Raw genomic sequence first — 22,131 nt, 5'->3', positions numbered from 1 at the left:
TCCATATGGAACTGGGAGTTTGTTCATATGAACAGCAAACTTTTATGTCGCGTTATGAAGCGGTTGCAAATTGATAAAGAAGGCTTAATCCGATATACTATATAATAAGTAGGAAAAAAGTTTAAGATCATTTATGAAATCATATTCAGTCAACATCATACAGGCAGCAATCCCATCCATAATATGCCGAGGTGAATGATATGAATGCACAGCAGGCAATGGTAACCATTCCGGATAAGGAGCAAATAATAGCCGTAGAATTGACTGTTAAGGAATTGATGGCTCTGAGCGGCAGCCGCTTTCACCAGGACCAGCAATTGCTGCCCTCTGTGCGTAAGAAGCTGCGGGATCATCTGCAGAGGGAATGGATATCCCGGATAACCGAATAACCGGCAAGGAAGAGAATCTTGACGCCATCCGCGTTAACATTCTCTTTTTTGTTGGAGACATCATTTTCTTTTGATTTTTTAGTCTCCATGAACTATGCTATCTTTTGTGCAGAATTTATAGTTCAAGGGGCTCCCCGCAAAGTACAGTACAAACCTTTATCGAAGCAAAGTCAGGAAGAGCGACCGCGTTTAGAGGAAGGTTTAGACGCCGACTCCGTTGGAGTGCGAACGGAATAGGCTTTGAAGATTACACGTCATTTTTTTATGGGGTTATTTTGTATATCAAGGTGTGGAGGTCTAGCTCATGCGTTTAAGAGGAAGAAAGGGAATCAGGGAAAGTCTGGAGAGACAGGAGGATCTTGTTATTCTTCAGCCGTCCCAATGGAAAGGAAGATGGTCGGAATACTTCGGGAACTCGAACCCGATTCATGTCGAATTAGGAATGGGAAAGGGCAAATTTATCAGCGACCTGAGCATTGCTCATCCTGATATTAATTATATAGGCGTAGACATGTATGATGAGCTGATCAGACGTGCAAGCGACAAGGTGAGGGCCGTGCGGGAAGAGCATGGGGCGGGGCTAGGCAATATCGCTCTGGCACTAATGAATATCCAAACGATTGAAGACGTATTTGCTCCCGGAGAATTGGAGAGAATTTATTTAAACTTCAGTGATCCTTGGCCGAAGAAGAAGCATGCGAGACGCCGGTTGACTCATTCCGGTTTCGTGAATAAATACAAATCAATCCTGAATAACAGAGGAGAAATTCATTTCAAGACGGACTCCCGAAGCCTCTTCGAGTTTTCACTTAATTCTTTTGCAAATATGGGCTTGAGAATGCGGAATATTTCCCTGGATCTTCATGCGAACGGACTGAGGGAAGATTTAATCCCTACGGAATATGAGCTGAAATTTGTAAGCCAAGGGATGCCCATTTATCGCTGTGAAGTAGTGATTGGCAGCCAAGCGTTGGAAGAGCACGAACAATACCTTGAGAAGGAAGATAACGCTTAAAGCGCATACATTTTCGACATGAATCCCGTTTCGGGCCTACAGTTGCGGCAATCAACAAGTGCAGAGGATAGGGAAGATTGTTATATTAAGGCTGTAATAATTAAGAAATGAATAGAAATAGAACTTTATAACCTGGTTAATTGATTCTTTGGTTGCATTGATTTTATATTGGACAGACCGATTTAACTGCTCCCGCAAGGGGGCTTTTGTCATGGTTGCGCAATGATTTCAAAACCGATATTGTAGTGGTTAAAAAAATGGAAAGCTGTGCGTTGTTTCAGATCGTGTTTAATGGGGGTAACAGAAGTAAGAGGCAATTTTCGGCTTAGTCTGTTTCCCTGCGTTGAAAGTATAGCAATAGTGGACATACTGGTTAATATTAACGATTCGAAATTATGTTTTGAAAGGAGTGATGCGGAAAATTTCTATTGAATGTCTACTTGCTTTTTGTAGCAGGCTAAGGTTAGGTTGTAATGAAAATTAGGATTGTTTTATAATAAAACACATTAACCGGCTGCTGAAACACCTCTCTGACGTTGGTCGAAGAACTATAGATAATACATGAAAACAGGATAGAATGAAGCATATTGCAAGGCTGAGATTCATCTTGCGGGCTTTTCCCGCCAATTATGTCTATTCCGGTGATTTCAAGCAGAAATATAATTTTGACAAAACAGGCCAAAGAGAGGAAAATCAAATTCGGCTAAAGGTTATACCAGATTCCCGTAAATAAAGAGAAAAAAGGGAAAACAAAAGGGGGATTTACCACAAATGCTGGACAATGTATTCCTTGGATTGCAGATTGTCTTGGCGTTAATCGGGGGTTACCAACTGTTCTTGACTTTCTTTGGGTGGTACCGGAAGAAGAAACAAATCCAGTACGAGCCGCAGAAGTCATTTGCAATTCTGGTAGCTGCTCATAACGAAGAGCAGGTCATCGGAGCGTTAATTGAGAATCTAAAGAGTTTGAAATATCCGAAAGAGCTGTACGATATCATGGTTATCTGTGATAACTGCACGGATCGTACGGCGGAAATTGTGAAGGAGCACGGAGTATATGCCTTCGAACGGCGCAACCCCAATTTGCGCGGCAAAGGCTATGCCATCGAATGGATGCTTAAGAAGCTGTGGAAGCTTCCGCGCTCCTACGATGCGGTTGTTATGTTCGACGCCGATAATCTGGTCGATCCCGATTATCTGATTCATATGAACAACGACCTGTGTTCAGGTTCCAAGGTTATCCAGGCTTATCTCGATACCAAGAATCCGCTTGATTCCTGGGTTACTGTTTCTTACGCGATATCTTATTACTTCGCCAATCGTTTCTGGCAACTGCCTCGTAAGAACCTTGGCTTGGCCAACTATTTGGGCGGCACGGGAATGTGTTTCGATTCCGACCTGCTCAAGCAAATAGGATGGGGCGCAACGAGCCTGGTGGAGGACCTGGAATTTTCCATGCGCTGCGTCAAGCTGGGGATAAAGCCGACGCTGAACTTTGAAGCCAGGGTGTATGACGAGAAGCCTCTCACCTTCAAAGCTTCGGCCAAACAGCGTCTGCGCTGGATGCAAGGCCACTTTGACGTATGCCGCAAATATTTCTTCCCGCTGTTGTGGCAGGGAATCAAGGAACGTAGCTGGACCAAGATCGATGCGGCCATATACTCGGCGAATGCTTATAACTTTTTCCTCGCTTTTATTATAGCGGTAATTTTCTGGGTGGGGGGAGTGCTGCTCGATAATTCGGTGGCCAACCTGTACGAGGTAGCGCCGATTATCAACGGTATCGCCATAGCCATCTATCTCCTGCTGCCGATATCGTTAGCCATGGAGAAGGCTTCCTGGAAGATGTATTTATATCTACTGCTTTACCCTATTTATATGTTGTCCTGGTGGCCCATCACAACGGTTGCTTTCTTTACTCAAACGAACAAAAAGTGGAGCCATACGAAGCATACGCGTGTAATCAGATTTGATGAAGTACAGAGCAAACAGGCCGGCTAGCGCCTGAATATTAGGCGTCAAGCCATTGACAGCCAATGACTGAAAATGGTATAGTAGTACAGTGATGTTTGTACAATGAAGCAGAAGCGCCCGCTTCTCACCTGGCCGACCGGTTGTTGGCAGGTTCCCGGTCAAACGATAGAATCGCTGGACTGTGAATGCAGATGTGGGCTTGGTTTGCCCACATCTTTTTTATTTGCCCTGCTGGAATGTCAGAAAGTGTAAGCTTAATCAGTACACTGATATTTCCTGACGAGCGGACTGCCGCCGTTTCGAAGAGACGGCGCGGCCCTTATCCCTTGGGCATATGGGCCTGTTTTGTTGCTGTCGCCAGATTATTTACGGAGGTGGAATACTATTAGTAAAGACCATTTAGTCAATGAGGAGATTCGTGTCAGAGAAGTCCGTTTGATCGGTGCCGACGGGGAGCAGTTGGGCATCAAGCCGACCCGCGAAGCTCTCCAAATTGCCGCCGATGCGAATCTCGATCTTGTCAGCGTCGCTCCTAACGCTAAACCGCCGGTATGCCGCATTATGGATTATGGCAAGTACCGCTACGAGATGCAGAAGAAAGAGAAGGAAGCCCGTAAGAATCAAAAGGTGGTCGACATTAAGGAAGTCAGATTCAGCGCCTCCATTGAGGAGCATGATTTCCAAACCAAGCTTCGCAACGTAGTGAAATTTCTTAAAGACGGAGATAAGGTGAAATGTTCCGTCCGCTTCCGCGGGCGTGAAATTACCCATGCGCAAATCGGGCAGAAAGTGCTGGAGCGCGTTGCGGCGGAGGCGGAAAGCCTCAGCAATGTAGAGCGCAAGCCAAAGCTGGAAGGCCGCAGCATGATCATGATTTTATCGCCGAAATAATTCGACACAAGGAGGACCATTCCATGCCAAAAATGAAAACACACCGCGGCGCTGCAAAGCGTTTCTCGAAAACCGGAACCGGAAAGATCAAAAGGAACCGCGCGTACAAGCGGCATATCCTGGAGAGCAAATCTCCTTCCCGCAAGCGCCATCTGCGTAAAGCGGTCGTTATGGCGGCAGGCGATGTTAAACGCATCAAGAGTTTGCTCGTGTACGTAAAATAATCCGAATCCAACGCATAACAATAGGAGGTAGAACATTATGGCAAGAGTTAAAGGCGGATTCGTAACCCGTCGTCGACATAAAAAGATTTTGAAGCTGGCTAAAGGATACTTCGGTTCCAAGCACAGACTGTTTAAAACGGCTAACGCACAGGTGATGAAATCCCTTCTGTACGCTTACCGCGACCGCCGCAACAAGAAGCGTGATTTCCGCAAACTGTGGATTACCCGTATCAATGCGGCTGCCCGCATGAACGGTCTCAGCTACAGCAAATTTATGCACGGCTTGAAGCTTGCGGGTGTAGACGTTAACCGCAAAATTTTGGCAGAGCTGGCTGTTTCCGATGCCAAGGCATTCTCCGATCTGGCCAATGCCGCCAAAGCTAAAATCAACGCCTAATGAAAATCCGGTTAGGGTCATGGCCTTGACCGGTTTTTTTGTTTTTGTAGTCCCGCCGGAAAGCTCTTGTCGAAAAAGTATTGACTATTTTCCGGCTAGTGCATATAATAATCTTTAATTAGATTCTACAGTTGAACATCTTCTTATCAGCTATGAAGAGGACGAAGTATAAGGGCTCTTATGTTCAGAGAGCGAAGGATTTGCTGAAACCTTGGCCTTAATCCCTTATTAACGAGCTCACCTCGGAGCTGTTTTCCTGAAAAGCGAAGAGCCTATTAGGGAAAATCGGAATGGCACACGTTACCGTGCTGATGGTTTCTAGCTAGCGGAAACTGGTTAGGATACCCGTTAAGGTAATGCGCTGCGAGGCGCCTACAAAGCAGGGTGGTACCACGGAAGATCAACCTCTTTCGTCCCGTTTAATGTCTTTTTGACAGGCATGGGATTGAAGAGGTTTTTTTAGTTTATTCCTGTGCTGGCGCATCTTCAGGGGGGAGCGGCTTATCCTTCGGTCTATCCTTATATAGAACGAACTCGCAAGGCTGTTAGGGAAGTTGAGGTTTGCTGCCGCAAACCGTAAGGTGTGATGCAAGCGGTGCTGCTTATTATTGAAAGGAGGGGTTATGGATGAGTGTTCAGAATCCAACCAAAGTTTTACACGAAGAATTAAAAGCCAAGCTGATGAAGCCGGAAGTGATTTCCGGTTCGGAGATTTTGCTGCGGAGCCTACTGCTGGAAGGGGTTGAATGTGTTTTCGGTTACCCTGGAGGCGCGGTTCTGTTTATTTACGACGCCATGCACGGCAATCCGGACTTCCACCATCTATTAACCCGACATGAACAAGGAGCCATCCACGCGGCTGACGGCTATGCCCGCTCCACCGGCAAGGTAGGCGTCTGTATCGCCACTTCCGGTCCGGGAGCGACCAACCTCGTTACCGGAATTGCAACGGCTTATATGGACTCCGTACCGCTTGTCGTGATTACCGGAAACGTCGCGACGAATTTCATCGGAACGGATGCCTTCCAGGAAGCCGATATTACCGGAATTACGATGCCGATCACGAAGCACAGCTACCTTGTCCGCAAGGTCGAAGATTTGGGACGTATCATTCATGAAGCTTTCCATATCGCCAATACCGGGCGCAAGGGACCGGTTCTGATCGACATTCCGAAGGATGTTTCGGCGAACAAGACGTTGTTCCAGCCTCAGTTGGATCCGGTGACGATTCGCGGATACAATCCGTCTACCGATCCGAACAAGGTACAGACCGATGCTATGCTGAATGCCATTCAGCAGGCTGAACGGCCGGTCATTCTGGCCGGCGGAGGGGTTGTCTATGCGGATGCGTCCGACGAGCTGATCGAGTTTGTCAACAAGACCAACATTCCGATCACGACGACGCTGCTGGGCCTGGGCGGCTTCCCGAGCGGTCATGAGCTGTGGATGGGGATGCCCGGAATGCATGGGACTTATACCGCTAACCACGCCATTCAGGAGAGCGACCTGCTGATTTGTATCGGCGCCAGATTCGATGATCGGGTGACGATGAAGCTGGATGGCTTCGCGCCGAAGGCCAAGATTGTTCACATCGATGTCGATCCGGCCGAGATCGGCAAGAACGTGAAGACCGACATTCCGATCATCGGCAATGTCAAGGATGTGCTCGGCTACGCGAATACTAAAGCCGTACGGGCCAATACGGATGCTTGGGTAGCCAGGGTGCAGGAGATGAAAGCGAAGTACCCGCTGAAGTATAAAGATTCGGATACGGAGCTGAAGCCTCAATACGTTATCGAGATGATCAACGAAACGACCCGGGGCGATGCCATTATTACTACCGATGTAGGCCAGCATCAGATGTGGGTGGCTCAATATTACAAATTCAACCGGCCCCGCTCCTGGATCACCTCCGGAGGATTAGGCACTATGGGCTTCGGTTTCCCTTCGGCTATCGGAGCCCAGATGGGCAATCCCGACAAGCTGGTCGTATCGATCAACGGGGACGGCGGAATGCAGATGTGTTCCCAGGAGCTGGCGATCTGTGCCATCAACAACATTCCGGTGAAAATTGTCGTCATCAACAATCAGGTGCTCGGTATGGTCCGCCAATGGCAGGAAATTATTTACGATAACCGCTACAGCCATATCGATCTTGCGGGAAGCCCTGATTTCGTGAAGCTGGCGGAAGCCTACGGTGTCAAAGGGCTGCGCGCGACGACGAAGGAAGAAGCGCGTAAAGCTTGGCAGGAAGCGCTTGATACTCCTGGACCGGTGCTGATTGACTTTGTAGTGCCGAAGGGTGAGAATGTCTATCCGATGGTCACTCAAGGATGCACGATAGATGAGATGATAATGGGGGATTCGGAATGAACGAGAGAAAACATACGATCGCCGTTCTGGTCAACAATCAGCCGGGAGTGCTTCAGCGGGTAGCCGGATTATTCGGCCGCCGCGGGTTCAATATCGAGAGCATTACGGTAGGGGAATCCGAGGAGCCGGGCCTCTCCCGTATGGTCATCGTAACGGTCGGCGACGAACATACGTTGGATCAGGTAACCAAACAGCTTTATAAACTGATTGACGTTATTAAAGTGGTTAACCTGAGCAGCCATCCGATGGTCGCCCGCGAGCTCGCCCTGATCAAAATCAATGCCGAGCCCGGGATGCGTCCCGAAATATTGGGGATCGTCGATACGTTCAGGGCAGCCGTTGTTGACATCGGCCCCCATACGCTAATCGTTCAGGTTGTCGGCGACAGTGACAAAATCGATGCAATGGTCGAATTGCTGAAGCCATACGGTATTCGCGAATTGACCCGCACGGGTGTAACCGCAATGGTTCGCGGTTCGGTCCATTAAGTTTGCGGCCTAAGTAATTCAGATGATACACCCTTGAGTGGGTGTTAGAGCGGATCGCTTCGAACAGAAAAATTCAGTCCATGTATGCAAGAGGGTTCCGTTGCAACACCCACTCAAGGGTTTTTAAATTAAAGGAGGAACTATTTCCATGGCAGTTAAAATGTATTATGAGCAAGATGCTAATCTGGGTGCTCTTCAGAACAAAACGATCGCAATTATCGGATATGGAAGCCAAGGCCACGCTCAGGCCCAAAACCTTCGCGACAGCGGATTGAATGTCATTATCGGTCTTCGCAAAGGGAAGTCCTGGGATGCAGCCAAGGATGACGGCTTCGAAGTGTATGAAGTAGATGAGGCTGCCCGTCGCGCGGACGTTGTACAATTGCTTATCAATGATGAACTGCAAGCCAAAGTATTCAAGGAGCAAATCCAGCCGAACCTGAAGAAGGGAGCCGCTCTGATGTTCTCCCACGGCTTCAATATTCACTTCGGACAAATCGTTCCGGACGAGCATACGGACGTTCTGATGATCGCTCCTAAATCTCCCGGACATCTGGTTCGCCGCACTTATGTCGAAGGCTTCGGCGTACCTGCACTGATCGCCGTAGAACAGAACGCAACCGGACAAGCGCATGAGATCGGTCTGGCTTATGCTAAAGGAATTGGCTCCACTCGTGCGGGAGTTATCGAAACGACATTCCGTGAAGAAACGGAAACCGACCTGTTCGGTGAGCAAGCTGTACTGTGCGGCGGCGTATCCGCTCTGGTCAAAGCAGGTTTCGAAACCTTGATCGAAGCCGGTTATCAGCCGGAAATCGCTTATTTCGAATGTCTCCATGAGCTGAAGCTGATCGTTGACCTGATGTATGAGGGCGGATTGGCGCGCATGCGTTATTCCATCAGCGACACGGCTGAGTATGGCGATTATGTAACAGGACCTCGCATCGTTACCGAGGAGACGAAGAAGGAAATGAAGAAAGTTCTGGAAGAAATTCAAACCGGAGTCTTCGCGCGCAATTTCATCGTGGAGAACCAATCCAACCGCGCCTTCTTCACAGCTACCCGCCGTAGAGAAAACGAGCATCCAATCGAAAAAGTCGGCGCTCAATTGCGTGAAATGATGCAGTGGATTCAGAAGTAATAGCCCTTTATTAACGGCATATTAATTATAAATGAGGAATCCCCCCGACCCTTACCAGGGCACGAGGGGATTTTTTCACAATGGGGCTGTCTCATAAGCCGATCTATGATTTTTCAAGCCCCCGCCTAGTGTTATATTTGGCTACTAAAAAAGGACCCCGTTCCCACTCACAGTGGGATTTGAGGTCCTTTTTGCTTCGTATTTGGGATACTCCCGTTTTACGCGAACGTTTGTGGAACAGCCGCATTTCATCGGTAAGCGCGCCTGTCCAAAGGACGGCGTTAGCCGTTTATCCTTGTGTCGTATAAAATGCGAAGCCTAGGCTCCTTGCTGCCGACGCTGTGCTGACTTAGCAGGACAGCGCCGGCAGCAAGCAAGCTTATCTTCGCTAAAGCTGCAACCATTAAACGGGAGAAGGAACGTAGCTGTTCATGGCCCGAGCGAATCTTTCCATGCCGAGCTTCATTTCCTTGCTGTCGCTATGAGTAAAGTTGAAACGGCATGTGTTGACTTGCGGTTCACCTGCGTAGAAAGGCGCTCCGGGAACGAAGGCGACGCCTTCCTCCACCGCCTTGACGAGCAGCTCTTCCGCTTTGTAGCCTTCCGGCAGCTCCAGCCAGATGAACATTCCTCCTTCGGGCCGATTCCAGCGTAGTCCAGGAATATTAAGCCCTTCCAGAAGATCGGTCATAAGGAGCATTCTCTGTTCGTAATCCTTGCGGATTCCGGCAATATGGGCATCCAGATCAAAACGGCAGAGCAGCTCGTATAAGGCCTGCTGATCCATAGAGCTGGAATGAAGATCCGCGGCTTGTTTCGCCCTGGCCATATTCCGGATAATCGCCGGGTCTCCGATGGCCCAGCCTGTACGCAGAGCGGGGGCTACGGTCTTGGAGAAGGTGCTGGTGTATACGACGGCCGAGCCGTGCGGATGAGTATCCAGAGAGAAGATGGACGGATACAAGCGATCGGAACTGTACTGAAGTTCCCCGTAAGGGTCGTCTTCAAGAATAAGAACATTATGCCGGCGGCATAATTGAAGAATGCCCTGCCTTCTTTCCAGATTCCAGACATAGCCCGTAGGATTGGAGAAGGTCGGAGTTACATACAGCAGCTTTGGCTGGTGCTGCTTGATTTTGGCGGCGGCATCCTCAAGATCCATTCCGAATTCATCGCCCTTAACGGCAACGACGCGTGCCCCGCGAGCCTGGAACACCTGCAGTGCTGCGAGATAGGTCGGCTGTTGTACCAGAATCACATCACCCGGATCGATATAGATACGTGTTAATAAGTCTATCGATTGCTGTGAGCCCGTCGTCAGGATCATTTCATCGGGGGTGACCGTAATATTCTTCTGACGCATTCTCTCGGCGAGCGCTTCACGCAAAGGCAGATAGCCTTCGGTTAGCCCGTATTGCAAGCTGCTGTTTCCTCTGTTCAGAGCGGCTACATATGCATCCCGCACCGCTTCGACGGGAAACAGCTCCTCCGCCGGTAAACCGCCTGCGAAGGAAATAATGGACTTGCCTTGCGTCAGCTTAAGAATTTCTCTGACTGCGCTAGACTTGAAGTGCTGCAATGATTCGGAAAATTGATAATCCATGGACAAGACTCCTCTATATTCTTTAATATATAATTGTACGGCACAACAAACCGGGTGACAATGGCAATTTTCACAAAAATAGAAGAAGATGAAGGAACGGATTTGTTATAGTCAATACCTATCGGATTCATAGCTTTTATATCTTTGTAAAATGACGTGAATTGTGTTACAAAGAAGATAGCTTTTAATAAGGAGTCTTTATCCAAAGACATCATTCATTATTATGGTCGAGATGTAAGGAGTGGTTTATGTGGCAGATGTGAAGAAGATTGCGGTTATCGCCGGAGATGGAATCGGTCCCGAGGTTGTAGCCGAAGCAGAGAAAGTGTTGAAGAAAACGGAGGAAGTATTCGGATACCGTTTCGAAACGGAGCATGGATTATTCGGCGGAATCGCCATCGATGAGAAGGGAACTCCGCTTCCCGAGGATACCCTCGAGATGTGCCGGCGCTCGGATGCCGTTCTGCTTGGCGCCGTAGGCGGGCCGAAATGGGACAACAACCCGAAGGAGCTGCGCCCGGAAACCGGACTTCTTGGTATTCGCAAGGCACTCGGATTGTTTTCGAATATTCGTCCGGCAGTCATTTTTGACTGCTTGAAGGATGCCTCCACCCTTAAGCCGGAGGTACTTGAAGGAACCGATTTGATCGTGGTGCGCGAGCTGACCGGCGGAATTTACTTCGGTGAGAAGCTGAGACGCGAGGGAGAGAACGGCGAGGAAGCGGTCGATACCTGTGTCTATAATGTCAAGGAAGTGGAGCGGATTGTCCGTCAGGCGTTCGAGATTGCCAGAACCCGCAGGAAGAAGCTGGCTTCCGTTGATAAAGCGAATGTACTGGAGACCTCCCGCTTGTGGAGAGAGACCGTTAACCGCATTGCTCCGGACTATCCGGATGTCGAGCTGGAGCATGTGCTGGTAGATAACTGTGCTATGCAGCTTCTGCGCAGGCCTTCAAGCTTCGACGTCATCGTTACCGAGAATATGTTCGGTGATATTCTGAGCGATGAGGCGGCTATGCTTACCGGTTCCATCGGTATGCTTTCGTCTGCTTCCCTGGGAGAGGGCAGCTTCGGGCTGTACGAGCCTGTGCACGGATCCGCACCGGACATCGCCGGACAAGGCATAGCCAATCCGATTGCGACTATTCTGTCCGTTGCATTAATGTTCCGCTTGACTTTTGGCTACCATGACGCTGCAGCGGCGATTGAACGCGCTGTTAAGGAAGTGCTCGATGCAGGCCACCGCACCGGAGATATCGCGGTAGACAAGTCCTCAGCCATCGGCACTCAGCAGATGGGTGACCTGATCGTAGCGGCTATCCGTCAATAATTCATATCGGCCCTTCCGGAGATTGTCCGGGGGGGTTTGTTTTTTCGTACGCATGTTTCTGGAACCGGCACCGACACGGACACCGCCATAGAGTTGATATTCATTTCCAATAAATCCATACTTTCCTCATAGAAAATGGATGGCAGCTATTGTACACTGTTTAGTAATTATTTTTTTTCCTAGCCGGAGAAATCGCAGGAATTCTGTTTAGTGTTGCCGAATAGGGTTTAAACATGGATGGCAGATGAACCGATTTCATAAAAGACGGCGTTGAGGAGGGGTACAATGAGTTTCTGCTGTGGTGCAAGTATGATTGGAACCAAGGGCACATTGAAGCATGTTAGAACCCACATTCATAACGTCCCTATATTGTTTTGTCCGGTATGTCATCGGGTGGAAGTTCATCATATGGTGGAGAATGAATATGAAATATTAGCCGAATACGCTTGCTCAGACGGAGCATCGGAGGTCGACTTCATTGAATATGCGGACGTGAAAGACGGGCCGGAGCTTTTTGAAAACTGCGTTAATACGGAAAATGAAGAACCTATAGACATTGTACGTAACCAGATTGATATGGCTCTGGATCTGCTAACGGTTGCCAAACAGATTCAAGACGAGGAATGGGCCCGGCAGTTAAAGAAAAGACTGCAGGTGCTCAGCCATCGGAGAAGAAAGCTGGTTCAGAAAAATACAACCACATAACTTTATCATAAGGAAAACGTCTCTTCGGAGGCGTTTTTTTGTTTGAAGTAACCAGGCGGATATTCCTGTCCGATTCGATGCTTGTGCAGAAAAAGTCAAGCCCCGCGAAACCGACTTGCTGCACGGAGGTAAGCAGGCTGTGAGTATAGTTCCTTCGCGGATATGGTATAATCATATAATCATATTAATAGAATTATAAGTTTTGACGATGAAATAGATGTCTAATAATATAGGCCGCTTGATTTACTTACCCCCCAAAGGATGATGACAGCATCGAATCGTTATAGTGTGAGGTGGACTATTTGTTACTGGTACTGTTGAAACGGTTTTTAGGTAGGAGCCAGTCTCACCGTTCGAAGGACACCTCTCCGCCTGAACGCATGGTGGAAAGGATCCAGAAGGGCGATTTGCGGCTAAGGAATCAGTTTATTACGGATTACCAGCCGTTTGTAGCAAAAGTGACAAGCCGTTTCTGTAAAAAATATATCGATCCCTCCAAGGATGACGAATTCAGTATCGGGTTGGCGGCCTTTAACGAGGCCATTAATCAATATTCGGAAACGGCAGGCAAATCATTTCTCGGCTTCGCCGAGACCGTGATTCGCCGGAGACTGATCGATCATATACGTAAGGAACAACGTTTTTCACAGCATATTCCCTATAGCTCTTTCGAAGTGGAGGATGACGAGGACAATATCATTAATCCTGTCGAGATTCGCCAGGCGATGGACTATTACGGAATGCAGCAGGACGCCAAGGAGCGGGGGAATGAAATTGAGGAGCTGAACGGCAGCCTGGGGAAGTTTGATATTTCCTTCTCCGATCTGGTAGAGGCTTCCCCCAAGCACGTCGATTCCCGACAGAATTTACATTATATCGGGAAGCTTCTGTCTGAAGATCCCGAACTGATGGAGCAGCTGCTTCAGAAGCGCATGCTGCCGATTAAGGAGCTGTTGACCAAAGTCAGCATCTCCAGAAAAACGCTGGAGCGAAATCGCAAATACATCATTGCGATTGCACTTATTTATCATGGGCCGTATCCCCACTTGAAGCAATATTTGCTTCCTGTCAACCACACGCAGGAAAGGGGTGAAGAGAATTGAACAGAGGAATTGTTGTGGAAATCAAGCAGGGATCGGTCATCGTGATGACCCCGGAAGGCACTTTTCTGGAAGTACAGCGTAAAATTAATGATTGCCACATCGGGGAAGAAATTTGGTTTGCTTCTCCCCGTCGCCGTTTAGCCGGTTCTTCTATTGCTATGTTCTCTTCCATGGCAGCGGTTATCGCTTTTGTAATTGTTTTTGTTTCCATCTTTTCATGGGTGGGAGCTAAGGAAGTCGTTGCTTATGTCTCTATCGATATCAATCCGAGCATTGAGATAGGGATCGATAATGGACATAAAGTGCGCTCCTTGGTCGGACTGAACCAGGATGGGAAGCTCTTGATCAAAGGGGTTCAATTCTCAGGCAGACCGTTGACCGACGTTACGGAGGATCTTCTCCGTCAGGCGGAAAATCAGGTACTGAGCCGGGGAGCAGCAGATATTATCGTGGCGAGTACGGTGGTCGGAAGCAATACTAAGCTGAAGGACGATATCCTTAGCCTTGAAGTTAAAGAACTGATTACTGAACATGTCCGGAAGATGCATCCGGATCAGGCTGACCAGTATGTTGTCGCGGCTTTCTCCGCACCGGAGACGGTAAGGGAAGCAGCGGCGAATGAAGGTATTTCGACGGGCAAGTATGCCGTTTACTTGAATGCAAAGAACAACGGATACTCCATCAGTATCGACGAGATGAAACAAACATCAATTTATGTTGTGGCTCAGCAAGCAGGGGGCTTGAATGAATTAATCGGGCCCGAGCCGCTAACCAAAGAAGAAATCAAAGAGTTGTGGGAGGAAGAGAAGAACGGAAGCCTGGATAAGAAGCTCCAGCTTATCCGACAAAGCAAGGAATTCACCGATCAAGCCGATAAAGCGGTTATCGAATCCGAAGACTCCAACGGAAAGGCCGAGGACAAGGATGATGACCTGAAGCAGGATAATAAAGAGAAGGACGACGACAAGGCGCTGGATAAGGAACAGGAGCAAATTAGAAAAGAGCAGGAGCAAATCAGGAAAGAACAGGAGAAAGAAAAGAAGGAACAGGAGAAGGCAAAGGATAAGGCAAAGGATAAGGAGCAGCAGCAGCGAAAGAAGGAACAAGAGAAGTGGGAAAAGGAGCAGGAGAAAGAGAAGAAAGAGCTGGAAAAGGAGCAAAAAAAGAAGCAGGAGCAGGAAAGGAGAGATCGCGAAAAATATAATGAAGAGCTAGAGAAAGAGAAGGAGAAAGAAAAAGAACAGGAGAAACGGAATAAGGAGCAGGAAAAGCAGCGGCAGGAACAAGAGAAGGACAAAGAAAAAGAACAGGAGAAATGGAATAAGGAGCAGGAAAAGCAGCGGCAGGAACAAGAGAAGGAGAAAGAAAAGGAGCAGGAGAAACGGAATAAGGAGCAGGAAAAGCAGCAGAAGGAACAAGAGAAGAAAGAAAAGGAACAGGAGAAACGGAATAAGGAGCAGGAAAAGCAGCAGAAGGAACAAGAGAAGGAGAAAGAAAAGGAACAGGAGAAACGGAATAAGGAGCAGGAAAAGCAGCGGCAGGATCAAGAGAAGGAGAAAGAAAAGGAACAGGAGAAATGGAATAAGGAGCAGGAAAAGCAGCAGAAGGAACAAGAGAAGAAGAAAGAAAAGGAACAGGAGAAACGGAGTAAGGAGCAGGAAAAGCAGCGAAAGGATCAAGAGAAGCGAAATAAGGAGCACGAGAAATGGGAGGAAATGAATCTGGACCAGCTTCCCGCGTATAAAGTTTTTTATCACGGCTACAAGTAGAAACCGGGCCCCCGAAAGGGTCTTTTTGCCATTTTGGACAAGATCATAGAAATCGCTTTTCTTTATCCTAAGATATACTTATACATAATCTAAATGGACCTCCTGATCGCTGCACGGGTTGCCCTAAAACAAACAAAAGTGCAGCATGAATTGAAACAAACTTTGGAGACTGCTTTGGCAGCTCCTTTTTTTCTTTAAACCGTCTGCCAGGCTCGACTTATGATAAAATATGTTTATCTCATTGTTTAGTATACAAGGTATAATAATATGGCTTAAACTCTATACTCTAATAGTTAGGGGGAGAACGATGCGGTACAGCATTTTCGGCAAGACCGGGTACAAAGTATCCTCATTAGGGTTCGGGGCCATGAATTTGCCCGGGGTTCCCTACGAGCAAGCGGATAAAGCATTGAATTACGCATTGGACCAAGGAATCAATTATATAGATACGGCGGCGGCATATCGGAATAGCGAGGAGATCATAGGCCGGTCGATCGCCGGACGGCGGGATGAATACTTTCTGGCCACCAAGACGAATAAACGGGATTACGAGTCGGCCAGGCAGGAGATCGAGAACAGTCTGAACAAGCTGCGTACCGATACGATCGATTTGCTGCAAATTCATTATGTCAATTATGAGCATGAATTTGAGAAAGTTATGGCGGAGGATGGCGCCTATCGGGCCGCTTTGGAAGCGAGGGGGGCCGGCAAAATCCGGTTTATCGGAATTACCGGCCATCGGCCGGATCTATTGACCCGATGGATTGAATCCGGCAGCTTCGATCAGGTTTTGTTCCATCTAAATCTCGCCCAACCTTTTGCCCTGGAGCAATTGATTCCTGCGTTAACCCGGAAGCAGATGGGGAAGGTGGCCATGAAGCCATTGTCAGGAGGCTTCATTCAACCGGTAGAGAAAGCGATCCGCTATCCCTACAGCCAGGACGTCCATGTTACGATTTCGGGGATGGTCAGCGTGGATGAGGTTCGCGAGAACCTTAGGGCGCAAGAGCAGGAAGTAGGTACCGAGGAGCGGGAAGAGCTGGAATCCTTGGCAATGGAATTGGGCGGGCACAATTGCCGGCGCTGCAATTACTGCTCCTGTCCAATCGGCATTCCTATCCCGGATGTCATGATCTCCAGTCGAATTCGCAATCATTTTGGACTTCTTCCCAAGGGTGATGCCTTCTACCAGAAGCATAAGGATAAATTATTTTCGTGTGCCGATTATGAGCCGTGCAAAGAACAGCCGTTATGTGAACAGAAGTGTCCTTACCATCTCCCTATGCAGACAGTTATTCAGCAATCGGTATCTTATTTTTCTAATTGAGGTGACGGTATGAACGGATGGAATAGCACTGACTCCCGGCTCTTCTCGTGGACCTATGACAGTCCTGAAGCGGGGAGTCCCGACCGGAACGAGGCACTGGTTTATTTCATGAGTCAGGAAGAAGCACCCCCGCCGCTGCTGAGGCAGGAGCTGAAGGATGCCATTGTTGGGTTATCGGAAGCGAAAGTGTTTGCAGCCGGGAGGGGAGAAGCGGAAGTGCTGCCCACCCTTGGGTTCAACCCTTATCCGCAGATCATTATAGCTGGTCTGGGCCCTAATGGTGCCGATGCTCAAGCATGGCGTGAAGCAGCGGCAGCGGCTGTCCGCAAAGCGCTGGCAAGGGGGATCGGCAAACTTGCGATTATGACAGATAGCGTGGGTAAGACGGAGAGCGATCCGCTAACCCGGATTCGGGCACTGACGGAAGGCTTCGTGTTGGGAAGCTACTATAGACAAACCTACAAGAAAACAGCCCCTTCCCGTGTGCTGCTGGAGCAAGTGAAATATTATGTCACGGATAAGGCTGAAGAAGCCAAGCTGCAAGATGCGATTCAAACAGGCTGTATCTATGCATCGGCAACCAACTATGCCCGGGATTTAACGAATACGCCGGGCAATGCGTTCGTTCCGGAGACCATGGCCTCGGAAGCGAAGCGGCTTGCCGAAGCTTATGGCCTGGAATGTGCAGTTCTCAATGACAAGCAGCTTCTGGAGCAAGGGATGCTTGGCTTATATAACGTCGGCAAAGGAAGCATTCACCCGCCCCGGATGATTGTCTTAAAATACCAGGGGCTGCCGGAATGGAAGAACGTTCTGGGGCTCGTCGGCAAAGGCGTAACCTTCGATACGGGCGGCATCTCCTTGAAAAAAGCGGACGGCATGGACGAAATGATTAGCGATATGGGCGGCGGTGCTGTCCTGCTTGGAGTCATGAAGGCCATCGGGGAAATGAAGCCCCAGGTCAATGTTCTGGCGGTTATACCGTCGGCAGAGAATATGCCTTCCGACAGGGCGCTGAAGCCCGGTGATGTTATTTCTACCCTTAGCGGCAAAACCATTGAGGTTACGAATACCGACGCCGAAGGAAGGATCATCCTGGCCGATGGCGTAACCTATGCTAAACAGCTCGGCGCCGGGCGCATTATCGATGTGGCTACCCTGACAGGAGCCGTTCTCGTTAGTCTAGGGGACTTGGCGACGGGGGCGGTTTCGAATAACGATGCTTTTATGAAGGAATTGCTGCAGGCCGCGGAACGAAGCGGAGAGAGGCTGTGGCAGCTGCCTGCATACCCCGAGTATAAGGAAGCGTTGAAAAGTTCGGTCGCCGATATCAAAAATTCTACGGTCAACCGTTGGGCAGGGGCGATCACCGGGGGATTGTTCATAGGCGAATTTGCCGAGGACACGCCGTGGATTCATCTGGACACGGGAGGCACGGCCTATTTACTGAAGGAACGGGGAGTCGATCCCGAGGGAGGCACTGGTGCAATGGTCCGTACCCTGCTTCATTACATCGTTCATTAAGAAGCCGGACTACCGTCCAATTATGGAAAGCACTCATAGTTGAGCCAAGGCTCGTGAGTGCTTTTTTTGTTGTTATAGAGAGTTGACTGGAAGCCCCAGGACTTTTAAAAGTCTTATTTTTAAAAAAGAGTTCATTCTAATGCTAAAGTACTATATAATAGGAGATAAAATATGACAAAATTCAACTAATATTTATGAAATTTTCCAACCTAATGGCCGCTGTCCATTAGCCTCGTCCAGGGGCAGGGTCTGTAGGATAACGGGTAGTCATCCCTTAGGCAAAGGTCGGAAAAATACGAGGATGATCGATGTGGGAAATAAACAATCCTTGACTCGCCGTATCGAGGTGAGCGGCTCCTTTATCAGTATTGGTTTCTGGCTTATCCTTGCCGTCCTTTTCTATACCACACCTTTAATCTCGGCCTTAGGATTAGATGCAAACCGGATTGCTCCTGTTTTTGTCTATGGGGCAAGCACCCTAATTTTCCTTCATGCTGCGTCGTTAATTGTGCCAAGGTCGGCAAATATTCACCCGTTGTTGTCGAAATTTGCGGTATTTTGGGGATATGTTCAAATCCTGTGGCTCATTCTGGCCACCGGAGGGAGCAACAGTCCTCTATTATCGCTTATTTATTGTATAGTTATCCATTCATCAATTTATTGGGGAAGGCGGATAACTTATATTCTTGCAGGAAGCCTTGCAATCGTGTATGCGCTTCAGTTAGCAGCGAGCGTCCCGGAACCGGCTGCCATTGTTAATTTCGTCACCCATTTCCTGGTGCTGATGGGACTGGCATGGCTGAGCGGCCTAATATCCGTACGTGGAGATCGACAGCAGTCAGATCAGCACAATAACGAATCTGGTGTGAAGCTATTCCAGTGTGAGTACATCGATAGCTCGCCTGTACCGGTTGTATTGCATTCTCAAGGAGAAATTCTATATGTGAATCCAGCGGCAGCGGAATTGCTCGGGGCTTCCGCTCCGGCGGAGCTGTCCGGCCGATCCATCTTTGAGCTTATTCCGGAGGGAGAGGGCGAGAAGCTGAGAAGGAAGCTGGAGCGTGCCGGTCATTCGTCCATGCAAACCAGCATAGATGAGTTACAGGCGGTTCGGCTGGATGGCCGGACGATTCAACTGGAGGTTCTGTCGAAATATGTACATCATCACACGGGGCAGACTCTCATCCAAAGTGTTCTGAGGGATACTACCGAGCAGAAGAGGAAGGAAGAACTGATTCGCCGTTCGGAGAAGCTCTCCGTGGTAGGGCAATTGGCCGCCGGAGTAGCCCATGAAATCCGGAATCCCCTCACGTCATTGATGGGGTTTACCCAGCTTCTCAAGTCGAAGAATGAGGATAATCATAAATTTTTCGATATCATGCTGTCAGAACTACATAGAATCAACAGTATCGTGAACGAATTCATGGTTCTATCCAAACCGCAGAATGTCAATTTTCGTATGACATCGGTGACTTCGATTTTAAAGAGTGTCATTTCACTGATCAATACCCAGGCTATTATGAGCAATGTCCGGATCACTACCGGATTTGAGCCGGATTTGCCTCTGTTATGGTGCGACGAGAATCAGCTTAAGCAGTTGTTCATTAACCTGCTGAAAAATTCGCTGGAAGCGATGCCGGATGGAGGAACGGTCCGAATTACGGCTGAGCATGGACTACCGGATAAATTAATCATCAAGGTTATAGATCAGGGGATCGGGATTCCCCAGCAATTCATGACCAGAATCGGAGAACCTTTCTTTACAACTAAAGATTATGGCACCGGACTGGGCTTGATGACATGCTGGCGCATTGTAGAAGCCCATTGCGGGCAATTGAACATCAAGAGCAAGGTGAATGCCGGGACTACGGTGGAAGTATCTCTCCCCCTTACTTCGAATGCCGGCTCATAATCTTATGAACGAACGCCATCCTTCCGAGCTAGACGAATTCTTTGCTTGGAAGGATTTTTTATCATTCGACAGATTTCCTTCTTTTCTAATCCATCACGTCTTATACTTAATAAAGTGATCGACATCATCCGAAATTTCTGGAATTCCCCGAGAGCTTTCGACAATCTTTTCAAGACCTCCTCAAGAATCGGTTTATGCAAATATTTGTAATGGTTCCGTAACTACTTTCGACTCTATTCGCCTTACTATAAAACTATTGAACTTGCAATTAGCCGGATGGAGAGAACTGAAATTATGAAAGCTTATTTGAAGTATACCAGCGCTGCGCTCATAGGCGGAGTAGTTGCGGCTGGAATGATGATGTTCTGGCATCCCGGGGATGTCTCACCGGATCCTGTTCATCCTGTCGAAATCGCTCGAGCTTTGCCGGAGGAGGAGAAGGATCAGGAGCAGCGGGTCCTGTTGGCCTTCATGGAGAAGGATGTGACAGGAGACGGGCTTGCCGATCTAATCTCTTTGATAGGAGCTAAGAGGGACCCGGAAGATTCATCTGTATACGATGTACAGGTCGTGGTTCAGGACTTGCAGGAGAACCGTTATGTCCAGGTACCGATAGAAGCAGATTATCCGGCCTACAATCCACGAATGGATCTTATTGATTTGGACAGGGATGGAATTCCGGATTTATTCGTGACGATAGACGGTAATCCTCAAGGGGAAATCCAATCCTATAGTTTGCTCACATTCAAGGAAGGCCAGGCAGCCAAGCTGGTGCAATCGGATCAGTTAAATGCGGGTGTCGATTACCGCGTTCTCTTCCAGGATGGATTTAAGGCGGAGCTGACGAGACTTCCTGCCGGAGAGACGGTCGTTATCGATATCGAGTCCCGCAAAGACGAGCACATTAAACGGGAAATCTACGATGAGAACGGTAAATTGCTCCAACCGTTAGAAGGCAAGGTTCAGCGCTACTCCTCGTTGATTCCAGTTCAGAAGGCGGATGGGACCTATTATTTGGAAGGCCGTCAATATGTGTACGGCTTTGCAGCGAGCGACCGGTTGGCGGCCATTACGTCCCGTTGGGCGGTTCAGAACGGGCTGTTTCGGCTGACAGAGCTGGACGTGAAGCCGTATGACTGGGATAATGAGCCGTCGCCCCTATACGCGATAAACGATAAATTCGAGGAACCGATTCTCGAGCAGGCCGATAGCGGGCCATATTTCATTCTGGATTCCAAGTATGCGGATGTTAACGGGGACGGCAGCCGGGATCACATTGTTCTTCTGGGCAACAAGATCGATGCCGCACAAGAGCTCTATTCATCAATTAAGGTAGCGATAAAATCAAGTTCCACCGGGGAATGGAGCACCAGCTCCGTGGGAGAGATCGATAGCGCCTATAACCCAAAGATATGGATAGGGAGATTTACTGAAGAGAGCATTAAAGATATTTTCGTCACCCTTCCCCATTCCCGGTATCCGGGCAAGCTGGGTGGCGGCGCTTATAGCTTGCTAACATTCACTGGCGGCGAGCTTCACCCTATTGTGGATCAGAAGCAGTTAAATGAAGGATTGCAGTTAGATGTTATATTCAAGAACGGTTATAAAGCCGAAATAACGAGCAGGGAAACCTCCAGGAAGGAGACAGTGGATGTATATCCTTCCAAAGAACGATACGTCCGTGCGCTTGTCTATGATCCGCAAGGAAAGCTGATGCAGCCTGCGGAAGGGACAGTCGGAGGATTTGTCTCCCTGGTGCCTGTCGATACAAACGGCGACGGAATCTATGATTTGAAAGGGACACAGATCGTCTCGGGTGCCATTCATACCGAGGATCTGGCGGCTGTTGAGTCCGTATGGTCCGTGCGCAAGGGCCGATTGGAGCTTGTGGAGGAGGCATTTACGGAGCGGAAATAATTGGAGGAACTCTAGAATACCCTTGGAAGTTACATAAAATATGAATGGA

The 22,131-nt window shown here is 48.6% G+C and carries 18 protein-coding genes and 1 other annotated feature; of the genes, 17 read left to right on the top strand and 1 reads right to left on the bottom strand.

The features are described from left to right. Positions 1-200: 200 nt before the first annotated feature. From ACTHRH_RS14415 to ilvC, 9 genes are all read left to right on the top strand, one after another. Positions 201-389, top strand: a complete 189-nt coding sequence (locus ACTHRH_RS14415) for a hypothetical protein (RefSeq protein ID WP_144933658.1) — start codon at positions 201-203, stop codon at positions 387-389. 304 nt (positions 390-693) lie between these two features. Continuing rightward, on the top strand, positions 694-1,404 hold the full coding sequence (trmB, locus tag ACTHRH_RS14410) for a tRNA (guanosine(46)-N7)-methyltransferase TrmB (protein WP_440416181.1): 711 nt from the start codon (positions 694-696) through the stop codon (positions 1,402-1,404). Between the two features lie 771 nt (positions 1,405-2,175). Continuing rightward, positions 2,176-3,405 carry a glycosyltransferase family 2 protein gene (locus ACTHRH_RS14405; RefSeq protein WP_144933660.1) on the top strand — a complete coding sequence of 410 codons (1,230 nt, stop codon included), beginning with the start codon at positions 2,176-2,178 and terminating at the stop codon, positions 3,403-3,405. 72 nt (positions 3,406-3,477) lie between these two features. Further along, positions 3,478-3,604: a sequence feature (ribosomal protein L20 leader region), on the top strand. A 125-nt stretch (positions 3,605-3,729) separates the two neighbouring features. Beyond that, complete coding sequence (gene infC, locus ACTHRH_RS14400; RefSeq protein WP_186328227.1) at positions 3,730-4,269, top strand: translation initiation factor IF-3; 540 nt, start codon at positions 3,730-3,732, stop codon at positions 4,267-4,269. A 23-nt stretch (positions 4,270-4,292) separates the two neighbouring features. Beyond that, positions 4,293-4,493, top strand: coding sequence for a 50S ribosomal protein L35 (gene rpmI, locus ACTHRH_RS14395; protein ID WP_440416179.1), 201 nt, complete (start codon positions 4,293-4,295; stop codon positions 4,491-4,493). Between the two features lie 37 nt (positions 4,494-4,530). Then, entirely contained in the window at positions 4,531-4,890 is a 360-nt protein-coding gene (gene rplT / locus ACTHRH_RS14390; protein WP_144933662.1) for a 50S ribosomal protein L20, read from the top strand. Between the two features lie 627 nt (positions 4,891-5,517). Then, positions 5,518-7,263, top strand: coding sequence for a biosynthetic-type acetolactate synthase large subunit (gene ilvB, locus ACTHRH_RS14385; protein WP_379289355.1), 1,746 nt, complete (start codon positions 5,518-5,520; stop codon positions 7,261-7,263). Continuing rightward, positions 7,260-7,751, top strand: coding sequence for an acetolactate synthase small subunit (gene ilvN / locus ACTHRH_RS14380; protein WP_144933664.1), 492 nt, complete (start codon positions 7,260-7,262; stop codon positions 7,749-7,751). Before ilvB ends, ilvN begins: the two co-directional genes overlap by 4 nt. A gap of 148 nt (positions 7,752-7,899) precedes the next feature. Further along, positions 7,900-8,892 (top strand): ketol-acid reductoisomerase, encoded by a 993-nt coding sequence (ilvC, locus tag ACTHRH_RS14375; protein ID WP_144933665.1) that lies wholly within the window; start codon positions 7,900-7,902, stop codon positions 8,890-8,892. 403 nt (positions 8,893-9,295) lie between these two features. Here the strand turns inward: ilvC and ACTHRH_RS14370 are convergent, their stop codons facing one another. Then, a complete protein-coding gene (locus tag ACTHRH_RS14370) occupies positions 9,296-10,495 on the bottom strand; it encodes an aminotransferase-like domain-containing protein (protein ID WP_144933666.1) in 1,200 nt (399 codons plus the stop codon). A gap of 250 nt (positions 10,496-10,745) precedes the next feature. Here ACTHRH_RS14370 and leuB point away from each other — a divergent pair, with 250 nt between their 5' ends. The 8 genes from leuB to ACTHRH_RS14330 all read left to right on the top strand — a co-directional run bounded on the left by leuB (position 10,746) and on the right by ACTHRH_RS14330 (position 22,082). Continuing rightward, complete coding sequence (leuB, locus tag ACTHRH_RS14365; protein WP_144933667.1) at positions 10,746-11,825, top strand: 3-isopropylmalate dehydrogenase; 1,080 nt, start codon at positions 10,746-10,748, stop codon at positions 11,823-11,825. 285 nt (positions 11,826-12,110) lie between these two features. Continuing rightward, complete coding sequence (locus ACTHRH_RS14360; RefSeq protein WP_144933668.1) at positions 12,111-12,530, top strand: hypothetical protein; 420 nt, start codon at positions 12,111-12,113, stop codon at positions 12,528-12,530. A 302-nt stretch (positions 12,531-12,832) separates the two neighbouring features. Beyond that, entirely contained in the window at positions 12,833-13,633 is an 801-nt protein-coding gene (gene sigI, locus ACTHRH_RS14355) for an RNA polymerase sigma factor SigI (protein WP_144933669.1), read from the top strand. Then, a complete protein-coding gene (locus ACTHRH_RS14350) occupies positions 13,630-15,402 on the top strand; it encodes an anti-sigma factor domain-containing protein (protein ID WP_440416174.1) in 1,773 nt (590 codons plus the stop codon). Before sigI ends, ACTHRH_RS14350 begins: the two co-directional genes overlap by 4 nt. Before the next feature lie 307 nt (positions 15,403-15,709). Further along, a complete protein-coding gene (locus ACTHRH_RS14345) occupies positions 15,710-16,729 on the top strand; it encodes an aldo/keto reductase (protein ID WP_144933671.1) in 1,020 nt (339 codons plus the stop codon). Between the two features lie 9 nt (positions 16,730-16,738). After that, positions 16,739-18,253, top strand: a complete 1,515-nt coding sequence (locus tag ACTHRH_RS14340) for a leucyl aminopeptidase (protein WP_440416172.1) — start codon at positions 16,739-16,741, stop codon at positions 18,251-18,253. Positions 18,254-18,563: 310 nt separating this feature from the next. Further along, positions 18,564-20,165 carry an ATP-binding protein gene (locus ACTHRH_RS14335; RefSeq protein WP_379289343.1) on the top strand — a complete coding sequence of 534 codons (1,602 nt, stop codon included), beginning with the start codon at positions 18,564-18,566 and terminating at the stop codon, positions 20,163-20,165. 294 nt (positions 20,166-20,459) lie between these two features. Then, a complete protein-coding gene (locus tag ACTHRH_RS14330; RefSeq protein ID WP_440416169.1) occupies positions 20,460-22,082 on the top strand; it encodes a hypothetical protein in 1,623 nt (540 codons plus the stop codon). Positions 22,083-22,131: the final 49 nt, after the last annotated feature.

The organism is Paenibacillus sp. SAFN-117 (assembly GCF_051966115.1).
GTDB classification, from domain to species: domain Bacteria; phylum Bacillota; class Bacilli; order Paenibacillales; family NBRC-103111; genus Paenibacillus_L; species Paenibacillus_L residui.
This window is presented reverse-complemented; position numbering and strand designations above follow the sequence as displayed.